The sequence below is a fragment of the Armatimonadota bacterium genome, assembly GCA_022563855.1.
Lineage (GTDB): Bacteria > Armatimonadota > Fimbriimonadia > Fimbriimonadales > Fimbriimonadaceae > JADFMN01.
In genome coordinates this window covers 89715-101903 of the sequence record JADFMN010000010.1, presented here as the reverse complement: position 1 = coordinate 101903, position 12189 = coordinate 89715, and the positions used below count along the sequence as shown (strand labels likewise).

13 protein-coding genes are annotated in these 12189 nt (G+C 58.7%); 5 read left to right on the top strand and 8 right to left on the bottom strand.

The window, feature by feature from the left end:
* Positions 1–127: 127 nt before the first annotated feature.
* From IH944_12255 to IH944_12220, 8 genes are all read right to left on the bottom strand, one after another.
* Positions 128–553 carry a hypothetical protein gene (locus tag IH944_12255; GenBank protein MCH7905320.1) on the bottom strand — a complete coding sequence of 142 codons (426 nt, stop codon included), beginning with the start codon at positions 551–553 and terminating at the stop codon, positions 128–130.
* Positions 554–702: 149 nt separating this feature from the next.
* Positions 703–1119, bottom strand: a complete 417-nt coding sequence (locus tag IH944_12250) for a hypothetical protein (GenBank protein MCH7905319.1) — start codon at positions 1117–1119, stop codon at positions 703–705.
* 42 nt (positions 1120–1161) lie between these two features.
* Complete coding sequence (locus IH944_12245; protein MCH7905318.1) at positions 1162–2061, bottom strand: PD40 domain-containing protein; 900 nt, start codon at positions 2059–2061, stop codon at positions 1162–1164.
* 215 nt (positions 2062–2276) lie between these two features.
* Positions 2277–3194 (bottom strand): PD40 domain-containing protein, encoded by a 918-nt coding sequence (locus IH944_12240; protein MCH7905317.1) that lies wholly within the window; start codon positions 3192–3194, stop codon positions 2277–2279.
* 166 nt (positions 3195–3360) lie between these two features.
* On the bottom strand, positions 3361–3789 hold the full coding sequence (locus IH944_12235) for a hypothetical protein (GenBank protein MCH7905316.1): 429 nt from the start codon (positions 3787–3789) through the stop codon (positions 3361–3363).
* 162 nt (positions 3790–3951) lie between these two features.
* Positions 3952–4941, bottom strand: a complete 990-nt coding sequence (locus IH944_12230) for a PD40 domain-containing protein (protein ID MCH7905315.1) — start codon at positions 4939–4941, stop codon at positions 3952–3954.
* A gap of 144 nt (positions 4942–5085) precedes the next feature.
* Positions 5086–5994, bottom strand: a complete 909-nt coding sequence (locus IH944_12225) for a PD40 domain-containing protein (protein ID MCH7905314.1) — start codon at positions 5992–5994, stop codon at positions 5086–5088.
* Positions 5995–6256: 262 nt separating this feature from the next.
* A complete protein-coding gene (locus IH944_12220) occupies positions 6257–7258 on the bottom strand; it encodes a PD40 domain-containing protein (protein MCH7905313.1) in 1002 nt (333 codons plus the stop codon).
* 362 nt (positions 7259–7620) lie between these two features.
* On the opposite strand from IH944_12220, the gene IH944_12215 reads away from it, so the two are divergent.
* From IH944_12215 to IH944_12195, 5 genes are all read left to right on the top strand, one after another.
* A complete protein-coding gene (locus tag IH944_12215) occupies positions 7621–7962 on the top strand; it encodes a VOC family protein (GenBank protein MCH7905312.1) in 342 nt (113 codons plus the stop codon).
* Between the two features lie 124 nt (positions 7963–8086).
* On the top strand, positions 8087–8548 hold the full coding sequence (locus IH944_12210) for a (2Fe-2S)-binding protein (GenBank protein ID MCH7905311.1): 462 nt from the start codon (positions 8087–8089) through the stop codon (positions 8546–8548).
* The gene (locus tag IH944_12205) at positions 8545–10617 is read left to right on the top strand and encodes a xanthine dehydrogenase family protein molybdopterin-binding subunit (GenBank protein MCH7905310.1); all 2073 of its coding nucleotides are present in this window, start codon (positions 8545–8547) and stop codon (positions 10615–10617) included. Before IH944_12210 ends, IH944_12205 begins: the two co-directional genes overlap by 4 nt.
* A gap of 3 nt (positions 10618–10620) precedes the next feature.
* Entirely contained in the window at positions 10621–11610 is a 990-nt protein-coding gene (locus IH944_12200; GenBank protein MCH7905309.1) for an XdhC family protein, read from the top strand.
* A complete protein-coding gene (locus IH944_12195; protein MCH7905308.1) occupies positions 11603–12169 on the top strand; it encodes a nucleotidyltransferase family protein in 567 nt (188 codons plus the stop codon). The genes IH944_12200 and IH944_12195 overlap by 8 nt, the downstream gene beginning before the upstream one ends.
* Positions 12170–12189: the final 20 nt, after the last annotated feature.

The following is a 12189-nucleotide window of genomic DNA, read 5'->3' as shown; positions in this document are numbered from 1 at the left end:
GGAGGTTAGGCTTACATCCACTATACAACACGGGAGCGTCGACCGCTTCGCCGCCCCGACTGTAGTTGCTTTCAGTCGCTTTAGATCACCAGGGCCACCAGGACTTGACTCGATCCCAGGGGCTAGTTTAGAACCTCTTGTCCTGCAATTGGATATTTAGCGAGACAACGTCACCGCCAGGGCTCGTGTAGAAATATACGTAGAGCGCCAGACTCTGAGAGTCATCAGAGTGCCACATCGTTCCAGTACCCCCTTTCGTTATCTCGCTCCGCGTGCCGCCCTTGCACGCCGAGTCAAGCCTTTCCTCGATTCTCTTGATCTCACTTTCGTCCAGCCCCTTCGCTTCGTAATACTCGGGTGCCGAGAATCCGGGGGCATAATTAATCAAATACCCGGGTTCAACTTGTACGAAGCCATATTCGCGCACGATCGCCAGGGCCTCACGGTGGAGCTTGTCTGGAGTGGGCCCTGTCAACCAGCCGAAGGCTCCGGAAGCGACCACGAGCAACACGAAGCTCCCGACGATCCACCAGATCTTCCGCCTATTCGTCACACCTCTACTATGCCACGGCTTTTAGCAATCAACGCCAGTTCCGCGTGCAAGGCATGGAAGACAACGCCCGCGTCGGTTTCTTGTCAGCGGTTTCGACTGCTGTTACAGTTCCTTAGCTTTTGCCGGGGCGGTGCGCCGGTGTTCAAGTGTTAATCTTCGAACATCGGCGTGCCGTCCGCTCGCTTGACGTCAGTAAAAGGACGAAGGTCGGTCGCGAACCAGTACTCCGTCGACCACTCGTTATCACGCTTGACGTTGACGATAAACTGATGATGCACTCCGAGGAAATGTGGCTCCATGTAGTCGAGCTTGTATTCCTCGACGGCCCCAAACTCCTCGTCCAGGGCAAGGAAGTCTTCCGACACGTATTTGAATATCGGATTTGCGTTCAAGTGATCTGTCTCGCCACGTATCGAGGACTCGTAGGCCGCAGCAATCTGCTTAGGATATAGTTCGCCTGCATCGGCACGACGCTGGCCAACCATTCCGACGAACGAACCAACCTGCCAACTTACAAAGAGTAAGAGGATGCCAAGCACGGCTAGCAAAATGTGCGGCTTCTTCATGATTCAATCTTTGCACGTCGCGAATTGGTGTTCGTTCGCCGGTCAGTTCGTCTTGACAAGCGCAACGGACGGATCCATACCGATACGGTCGGATTTCGTCAGCCGAATCACGCCTGTGCCGTCCACGTTCATGATGAATATTCCCAAAACCTCGTTCCGATGGGACATGAACACGATCTTTGAACCGTCTGGGCTGAACGCAGGGTCGGAATCCGCCGACTCGTTTCTCGTCAACCGCGTTACCGCTGTGCCGTCCGCATTCATGATGTAAATGCCCCCAAACGCTATTTTCGCTCCGTCAGGGCTAAACGTTGGAGCGTCGCCGCTAACCGGAATTTCGTTACTTGTTAACTGTATCTTTCCTGTGCCGTCTGCGTTCATCACGAAGATGTCGGAGGTGTTCATGGCCAGAATATCGGAGGTGTCCACGCCGTATGCGTGATACACGATTTTCAAACCGTCTGGGCTGAAGGCAGGATCCCGCCCGCCAGATGTCGTTAGCCTCTTCTGCCCGGAGCCGTCCGCATTCATGACGAAAACATCGGGGGTATCGGCAGCGTACGACTCATATACGATCCGCGAACCGTCTGGGCTGAACGCGGGGTTGTTATCTTGCTGAAAGTTATTCGTCACTCGTCTTTCGTCGGTGCCGTCTGCGTTCATGACGTAGATTTCGCGGTTGCCGTCACGGTTGGACGCAAATGCGATCTTCGAACCATCAAGGCTAAATGCGGGCCGCCAATCTACAGCCTCGTTGTGTGTCAATCGCGTTATTGCTGAGCCGTCCGCATTCATGACGTAGATGTCCCAGTTGCCGTCATGATCGGAAGTGAATGCGATCTTGAGTTCACCTTCCTTGCCAGCGTCGGCATCCTGTTGCGCGCCGCTTTGTAGCGGCGTGACCGCGAGTGCGATTAGAACCAATCCGTACAGCTTCTTCATTGTTCCATCCTCGCTTGTCTCGCCTCCGCATCGTCAGGATCGTCGGCTAGGCCTGCATCCACTATACAACACGGGGACGTCGCCCGCTTCGCTGTCGCCTGGTTGTCGTCTGCCTTCGGCGTCGTCTGGATGTGGACCCTTCTCTGTCGGTGAGCAGCGCGAGTTCAGCTTGCAAGGCATGGAGGACAACTTCCGCACCGGCGTTCTGTCGCCGGTCAGTTCTTCTTCGGAAGGAGCGGGAAGGAAGGACTGGCATCGCGGGCCGCGCTGTTAGTCAGCCGCGTCTGTCCAGAGCCGTCCGCGTTCATGATGTAGATCTCAAAGTTGCCGTCGCGGTCAGACGCAAACGCGATCTTCGACCCGTCAGGGCTGAACGCAGGCTGCCAATCGTTAGCCTTGTTGGTCGTCAGCCGCGTTACCCCTGTGCCGTCCACGTTCATGACATAGATACCATAGGGGCCGTCGCGGCCGGACGTAAACGCGATCTTCGACCCGTCAGGGCTGAACGCAGGCCCGTTATCCCAAACAGCGCGTTTCGTTAGACGCGTCTGTCCTGTCCCGTCCGCGTTCATGATGTAGATGTCCCAGCCTCTGCGGCGGATCTCGGAAACAAACGCGATCTTCGAACCGTCAGGGCTGAACACGGGCTGAGGGCCGAAAGTTGTCGCAAAATCTTGGTCCACATCAGTCGTCAGCATCGTCACTCCCGTGCCGTCCGCGTTCATGACGTAGATGTTATAGTTCTCGTCGCGCTCAGACTCAAACACGATCTTCGACCCGTCAGGGCTGAACGAAGGCTCGTCCTCGATAGTCGAGTTGTTCGTCAGCCGCGTCACTCCCGTGCCGTCCGCGTTCATGACGTAGATCTCGGGGTTGCCGTCGCGGCCGGACACAAACACGATCTTCGTCCCGTCAGGGCTGAAAGACGGATCGTTGCCATCCGCGTGATTCGTCAGGTTCGTCTGTCCAGAGCCATCTGAGTTCATCACGTAGATCTGTGAGTTGCCGTCGCGCCATGATGCAAACGCGATCTTGAGTTCCCCTTCTTTCTTAGCGTCAGCATCCTGACTCGCGCTACCATGTAGCAACGGGACCGCTAGTGCAATCAAAACCAGACCATACAGCATCTTCACTGCTCAATCCTCTCTTGTCTTGCCTCCGCGTCCGCAGAATCGGAGGTTAGGCTTACATCCACTATACAACACGGGGCGGGGCGCGCACGCCGCCCCGACTGTAGTTGCTTTCCGTCGCTTTAGATCACCAGGGCCACCAGGACTTGACTCGATCCCAGGAGCAAGTTTAGGGAATCTTGTCGTACAAGATGATGTCTAGCGATACACCGTCACCGTTAGAGCTTGTGTAGAATGATACGGAGATCGCCAGACTCTCAGATTCCGCAGGGTGCCACATCGTTCCAGTACCCCCCTTCGTTATCTCGCTACGCGTGCCGCCCCTACACGCCGAGTCAAGCCTTTCCACGATTTTCTTGATCTCGCTTTCGTCCAGCCCGTTTGCGTCGTAGAACTTGTATTCCGGAATCCCGAGCTCCCAGCCAGTCATCGGCACGGGTCTCTGTACTTCAACGAAGCCATATTCGCGCGCGATCGCCAGGGCCTCACGGTGGAGCTTGTCTGGAGTGGCCCCTGTCAACCAGCCGAAGGCTCCGGAAGCGACCACGAGCAACACGAAGCTCCCGACGATCCACCAGACCTTCCGCCTATTCGTCACAGCTCTACTATGCCACGGCTTTGAGCAATCAACGCGAGTTCCGCGGGCACGGCATGGAAGCCAACGCGCGCGTCGGCGTTCTGTCAGCGGTTTCGTCCGCTGTGACCGTTCCTTAGCTACGCACCGGGGCGGCGTTCCTCCGCCCCGGTGTTCGTTCGTCGGTCAGTTCTTCTTCGGCAGGAGCGGGAAGGAGGGTTCGAAGTCGCCTGCCGCGTTATTCGTCAAACGCGTCACACCTGTGCCGTCTGCATTCATGGTGTATATCTCACTGTTATCGTCTTGCCGCCAGCTAGAAAACGCAATCTTCGATCCGTCGGGGCTGAACGCAGGATCATAGTTTCCGTCAGAATCATGCGTAAGCCTCGTCACTTCCGTGCCGTTCGCATTCATGATATAGATGTGTCCGGCGAGGTCGTCGCGATCTGAATCGAACGCAATCTTGGACCCGTCGGGACTGAAAGCTGGACGGTAGTCGACGACCGGGCCGTTGGTCGTGAGCCGCGTCACTCCTGTGCCGTCCGCGTTCATGACGTAGAGCTCCACGTTGCCGTCTCGCAGGGACTCAAATGCTATCTTCGACCCGTCGGGGCTGTAAACAGGGTCGCCATCTCGATGTGGGTGATTCGTCAGGTTAGTCACGCCTGATCCGTCCACGTTCATTACGAAGATATCTGTGTTACCGTCCCGTCCGGATTGGAAGGCGATCTTCGATCCGTCGGGGCTGAACGCCGGTCCACGATCGTAGGCCTCGTGGCGCGTGAGGTTTGTCTGCCCAGAGCCGTCTGTGTTCATGATGTAGATATCAGCGTTGCCGTCGCGGTCGGACGTGAAAGCGATCTTGGACCCGTCAGGGCTGAACGCAGGGAGATAATCGGAGGCGGCGTTATCTGTCAGCCGCGTCTGCCCGGAGCCATCCGCGTTCATCGTGTAGATTTCCCAGTTGCCATCACGGTCGGACATGAATGCGATTATTACTTTGCTGGCATCGAATTCTACGGCGCCTGTGGGCATATCGCTTTCGGTCGGTTCCATGGCGGCATTTGGTATGCCAGACGAGTCGCCGTTGGCTGAGGCGTCACCACGACAAGAGAGTACGGACACGAGCGGCAGGGCCGCGAATGCGGTCAAGAGCAAAGCGCACGGCTTCTTCATCGATCAATCATCTATTTCCTCGCCTCCGCGTCCGCAGAATCGGAGGTTAAGCTTACATCCACTATACAACACGGGGACGTCGCCCGCTGCGCTGTCGCCTGGATGTCGTCTGCCTTCGGCGTCACCCCGGTGTCCGTTCGCGGGTCAGTTCTTCTTCGGAAGGAGCGCGAAGGAGGGACTATCATCGTCGGCCTCGTTTTTCGTCAGCCGCGTCTGCCCCGTGCCGTCAGCGTTCATAAGGTAGATCTCACGGTTGCCGTCACGTTCCGAGACAAATGCAATCTTCGAACCGTCAGGGCTGAACGCAGGAGAGCTATCGACCGCAGCGTTGTTCGTCAGCCGCTTCAGCCCTTTGCCGTCGGTGTTCATGACATAGATATCCGCGTTGTCGTCACGCCTGGTCATAAACGCGATCTTCGATCCGTCAGGGCTGAACACAGGCTGAAATTCGACATCCTCGCTGAACGTCAGATTCGTCTGCTCGGTGCCGTCCGCATTCATGACGTAGATATTGTAGAAGCCGTCGCGTGAGGACCTGAACGCGATCTTCGAGCCGTCCGGACTGAACCCCGGCTGACCATCCCAGGCTGGGCTGTTCGTCAGGTTCGTCCGCCCTGTGCCGTCCGCGTTCATCACGTAGACGTCCGCGCCGTAATCGCCGTGGCTGGACACAAACACAATCTTCGACCCGTCGGGGCTGAACGCAGGAGACCAATCCCTAGCCGCGCTGTTCGTCAGATTCGTCAGCCCAGAGCCGTCAGCGTTCATGATGTAGATACTCATGTCGTCGTCGCCGACGCGCTTGGAATGAAACGCGATCTTAGAGCCGTCTGGGCTGAACGCAGGATATCCATCGTAGGCCGCGTTGTTCGTCAGGTTCGTCTGCCCGGAACCGTCCGCGTTCATGACGTAGATCTCGCTGTTGCCGTCGCGCATTGATGCAAACGCGATCTTGAGTTCCCCTTCTTTGCCAGTGTCAGCATCTTGCCGAGCGCTGCCTTGCGGCGACGAGACCGCTAGTGCAATCAAAACCAGGCCGTACAGCTTCTTCACTGCTCTATCCTCTCCTGTCTCGCCTCCGCATCCTCAGGATCGGAGGTTCGACTTACATCCACTATACAACACGGGGGCGTCGCCCGCTACGCTGTCGCCTGGTTGTCGTCTGCCTTCGGCGTCGTCTGGATGTGGACCCTTCTCTGTCGGTGAGCAGCGCGAGTTCCGCGTGCAAGGCATGCAGGACAACGCCCGCGTCGGCGTGCTTTCTGCGGTCTCGTCCGCTGTGACCGTTCCTTAGTCTGTTCCCCGCGGCGGCGCGCTACCGCCGCCCAGACATTCGTTCGCCGGTCATTTCTTTTTTTAGCTGCATCGAGAAGGATGGATCCGAATCACTGTGCCTGATGCCCGTCGCGGGCACAATAGCCGTACCGTCCAAGTTGATCGAGTAGATTCTGTAACCGCGAGACCTGGAGGATACAAACTTGATTTCCGAGCCGTCGGCACTGAAGACAGGATACAGGTCATTTGCCTCATCATGCGTGACGCGCCGCTGATCCGTGCCGTCCGAGTTCATCGTGTAGATTTCTTGGTTCCCATCGCGCTCGGACGCAAATACAATCATTGAGCCATCTGGGCTGAAGGCGGGCTGCCAATCGACCGCTGCATTGTTGGTCAACTGTGTTATGTCCGTCCCGTCAGCATTCATTGTATAGATGTCAAAAGTCGGTACCGTACCAGACACGAATGCTATCTTCGATCCATCTGAACTGAACGTAGGTTCTGCATCATAGACTAAGTTGTTCGTTAATCGCCTCGCTCCGCTGCCATCCGGTTTCATCACGTAGATTTCCCAGTCACCGTCTCGATCCGACATGAACACGATCAGTGAACCATCGGGGCTGTACGACGGTTCTCCATTCCTTCCCACACCGCTCGTCAGGCGCTGCAATCCTGTTCCGTCTGTGTTCATCAAGTAGATATCACTGTCACCGCCCCTTTCTGAAACGAACACGATTTTCTCGCGTTCAGGGCTGAACGCAGGCGACCAGTCGGCTTCTTCATGATTGGTTAACCGAGTCCGACCAGAGCCGTCTAAATTCATGATGTAGATATTGTCGTTTCCGTCGCGGCCCGACGTATATGCGATCTTGCCATCCTCAGATACGCCCTGTGCCGCACTGGCATTTGGTTGGTTCCAAACCGCCCCTGTAACTTCCTCGCTCTTGCTCGACGACATCCTCTCTGTGCAACTACACCCAAGCGAAAACATCAATGGCGTGATTGCAAGTGCGATCAAGACCGGTCCGTACAGCTTCTTCATTGCTCAATCCTCTCTTGTTTCGCCTCCGCATCCTCAGGATCGGAGGTTAGGCTTACATCCACTATACAACACGGGAGCGTCGCCCGCTTCGCCGTCGCCTGGTTGTCGTCTGCCTTCGGCGTCACCCCGAAAAGGCTGGGAAACGTCGCCCGCTTCGCCGTCGCCTGGTTGTCGTCTGCCTTCGGCGTCGCCCGCTACGCTGTCGTCTGGTTGTCGGCTGCCCTCAGCGTCACCAGGCGACGACTAGGTGACGTCGCCCCGAAGACTCGGCGAAACTTCGAACGGTCGTGACTATTCGGCGCAACGACGTATAGAATCAGTTGCAGGAAACCACCATGCCGACGATTCAAGGCAACAGGCACGTGCTCGCAGTGCAGAGCGTCGAGACCAGCAGCCGCTACTACCAAGACGTCTTGGGTTTCGAGGAGACGCTGGCAGTCGGCGACGACTGGCGATTCCTCTCGCATGGCTCGTGCCGTATCATGCTGGGCCAGTGCGTGGACGAGGTCCCTGCGGGCGAGACAGGGAACCATAGTTACTTCGCCTATTGGGACGTCGACGACGCGGCTGCAATTTATGAGTCCTGGAAAGAGAAAGGGGCAGAGATACTCAAGCCGCTCACGGACGAGTCCTGGGGGCAGCGCGAATTCACCGTGCGCACGCCCGACGGCCACAGGATTACAGTAGGAGAGGACATCGCTTAGCATCCGTGGCTTCGTGGCACGAAACTCGGGGAAGCGCTCAAAAACCCCGTCACAGCAGCAGAATCCTCGAACGGTGGTGACTATTCGGCGTTAAGACGTATAGAATAGATCGCAGGGAATCACCATGCCGGTTTACAAGATCAAAGTCAACGGTGTGGAACGGACGGTGACCGCCGTCCCGGACATGCCTCTTCTCTGGGTTCTGCGCGACAAGCTGAACCTCACTGGTTCGAAGTTCGGGTGCGGCGTGGGCGCGTGCGGCGCGTGCACCGTACTGATCGGCGGCGACGAGATGCGCAGTTGCCAGTTCCCGATTAGACTGGTCGGAACCGACGAGGTCACGACGATCGAGGGGCTTTCTGAAGACGGCTCTCACCCGATGCAGAAGGCGTTCGTCGAGTACGACGTGCCGCAGTGCGGATTCTGCCAAGGCGCAAAAATCCTCGCGGCAGTCGCACTGATCAACAGGAATCCCAACGCGACCGACGAAGAGATCGACGGAAAGCTCGGCGGGCACATCTGCAGGTGCGGGACGTATCAACGCATGCGCGATGCGATCAAGGCCGGGGCGGAGGAGATGAGATGATCCAGACCACACAACTCAGCAGGCGGACGTTTTTGCAGGTCGTTGGTGTCGGCGGCGCGGGCCTCGCGCTCGGTTGCTACACGGGCCCTGCGCTTGCGGCAGGTAGCGATGCAGAATCGCTGATTGCCAACGCGTTCGTCATGGTCGATCCCGACGGCAAGGTGACGATCACCGTCGCGCGGTCGGAGATGGGCCAGGGCGTGCGCACGTCGATGGCGATGATCGTCGCCGAGCAGATGGACGCCGACTGGAAGCACGTCGTCGTCGTTCAGGCGCCCGGAGACGGCGCTAAGTACGGAAGCCAGAGGACTTGGGGCAGCCAGAGCACGCTCTCGCAGTACGACCGATTGAGCGACATGGGCGCGGCTGCGCGCGTCATGCTCACTGCGGCTGCGGCAAAGAAGTGGGACGTCGAACCAGCGACCTGCCGGACCGACGCCTGCATCGTCTATCACGACGCAAGCGGCAGATCTGCCACGTACGGCGAACTGACAGAAGACGCTGCCAAGATGCCGATCCCCGAAGAGCCGAAGCTGAAGGACAAGTCCGAGTTCAAGATCATCGGACAGCCGCTGCTTCGGGTCGATAACCAGGACGTAGTCACCGGCAAAGCGATCTACACGCAGGACGTCCAGATCCCCGGCGCGGTCCACGCGGTCATCGAGCGGTGCCCCGCGTTCGGCGGCAAGCTGATCAGCTTCGACGACTCTGCGGCGCGCAAGGTCGATGGGGTTCTCGACGTCATCGAAGTTTCGAACGGCGTCGCAGTCATCGCAGAGCACACGTGGGCTGCGTTTCAGGGGCGCGACGCGCTCGACATAGAGTGGGATCTCGGTCCTAACGCAACGCTCGACTCAGCCGAGATCAACCGTCGGCTCCGTGCGGAAGTGAAAGAGCATCCGTCGGTGCCAGCTGGTTCCAAGCTCGTCGACGCGACCTATGATTTCCCTTATCTGGCGCACTTTACGATGGAGCCGCAGAACGCGATCGCAATCGTCAAGGCCGGCAGCTGCGAGATATGGGCTCCTTCACAAGCGCCCGATATGTTGCAACAAAACGTTTCGCGCTCGCTAGACCTTCCGATCGAGGCCGTAACGATCCATGTGCCTTTGCTGGGCGGAGGTTACGGCCGCAGAGGAAGAGGCGACTTTGCGATGGAGGCGGTCGAGGTCTCGAAGAAGATCGCCAAGCCGGTCAAGCTCCAGTGGTCGCGCGAAGACGACACGCGGCACGACTACTACCGCCCGCAGTCGCACCACTCTCTTCGCGGCGCGGTTTCAGCGGGCAGGCCCGTAGCTTGGAACCACCAGATGATCAAGGCTGGTGGTCGCGGTGGACGTGGGGGCGCGGCGCCGATTCCGTATGCGATCGAGGGCGCGAGCATGGTAACCGGCTCGGCTGCTTCGTCTGTGCCGACCGGCGCGTGGCGCGCGGTCGATCACGGCATGATCGGCCCGGCAGTCGAGTGCTTCATCGACGAAATGGCGGTCGCGGCAGGGAAGGACCCTTACGAGTTTCGCCGCGATAACTTGAGGGAGATGTTTAATCGGGACGGCACGAAGGACGAGCGGATGCTCAACATCCTCAATCTCGTCGCCGAGAAGTCAGATTGGGGCAAGTCGATGGGCGAGAACCGGGGACAGGGCATCGCGTGCTTTGACGGGTACGGCTGCCGAATCGCGCACGTTGTCGAGGTGACGATCAACGAGTACGACGAGATCAAGGTTGATCGCGTGACGATCGCTATCGATCCCGGTCTGGCGATCAATCCGAAAGGCGTCGAGGCGCAGTTGGAAGGGTGTTGCATAGACGCGATCTCGGCGACTCTTCTCGCGAAGATAACGATCCGGGATGGAGGCGTCGTCGAGGCCGATCCGAACGATTACCTGTGGGCACGGATGTACGACTCGCCAAAGATCGAAGTCCACATGATCAACGACACCGCGAGACCGGGCGGCATGGGAGAGACCGGTTTCCCGTCGATGCCGGCGGCGATTGCAAACGCTGTTTTCGCTGCGACCGGCAAGCGTGTTCGAAAGTTCCCGATCGTCCTGGACGAGCTAGTTTAGCCGATGCGCGACGTTCTACCCGCGCTACAGCGTTGGGCGGACGCAGGCGATAAATTTGCGCTTGCGACGGTCGTTAGGACGTGGGGGTCGTCGCCCCGTGCGGTCGGCTCAGTCATGGGCGTTCGCGCAGACGGTGCGACTTGCGGTTCTGTGAGCGGCGGGTGCATCGAGTCCGCCGTCATCGAAGACGCCATGCAGGCTCTGAGTTCGGGAGAGGCACGACGACTGCACTTCGCACACATCACTGACGAGATGGCGTGGGAAGTCGGCCTGTCGTGCGGCGGTGAGGTGGACGTCTGGATCGACTGCCTGCCTGCGGATCGCGACCGGAAGCTCTGGGACGAGCTGGTCGCAAAGCTTGAGCACGATGAACCGTGTGTGTTGGCAACTCTGTACGATCCCTTTCGTCAGCTCTTGTGGACGCCCGGTCAGGACGGCACGGAAATTCAAGCGGCGTACGACGCCCGCAGGAGCCAGGAGGTTGAAATCGACGGGAAAAAGTGGTTTTGCAACGTCCTCTCTTGCCGTGATCGGCTCGTCATCATCGGTGCAGTTCACATCGCGCAGTCGCTCGTAGGTTTTGCGAAGGCGGTCGGTTTTGAGACCGTCGTCATCGATCCGCGGACTGCGTTCGCGCAGAATGAACGGTTCAAGACCGAGCCGGATAAGATGATCGCAAAGTGGCCGAAGGAGGCACTGGAGAGCGTTGCCATCAACGAAGACACGTACGCGGTAGTTCTCACGCACGACCCGAAGATCGACGATGCGGCTCTTGAGATTCTGCTGCGCAGCCCGGTCGCGTACATCGGAGCGCTCGGAAGCCGGACGACTCAGGCCAAACGGCGCAATAGCCTCGCGGCCAAAGGTTTCACAGACGAAGAGCTTGATCGCATCCGCGGCCCGGTCGGGCTTAAGATCGGAGCGAACAGCCCGGAAGAGATCGCGCTCAGCATCATTGCTGAAATCGTTCAGGTAAAAAGATCGCGTGGTTAGCGCAGTCGTTCCTGCGGCGGGCATTTCCCGGCGAATGGGAGGACCGAACAAGCTGCTCCTCCCTTGGCATGGCGAGACTGTGCTGCGGGCGGTCGTGGACACTCTGCTCTTCTGCGAGTTGGAGGTCGTAGTCGTAACGGGGCGCGATGCGGAAGACGTTGCAGAGGAGGTCCCGCCAGCGCGCACGGTGTTCAATCCGGAGTTTGCTCAGGGGCTTGGCTGCTCGATAGCCGTCGGCGTCGAGGCGTGCCGACCGGGGATTCCAATCCTCATCGCTTTGGGCGACATGCCTCGTCTTGATCCAGAGGTCGTTCTCTCGATCGTGGCTCGCTGGCAGCAGGAGCCGGACGACGCGATCATCGCACCGGTGTATTCTGCGGAGCCGGATCGTTATGGCCATCCGGTGCTGTTCGGGCCTCCGTACCGCGACGCGCTGCTGGCCTTGTCGGGCGACGAAGGCGCTCGCTCGATCGTCAAGGCGAACCGCGAGCGGCTGGTGACTATCGACGTCGAAGGCTCGTTGACCGGGATCGAAGTCCCTGCCGACATCGCGCCTTAACCCCGATTCATGCTGGCGTG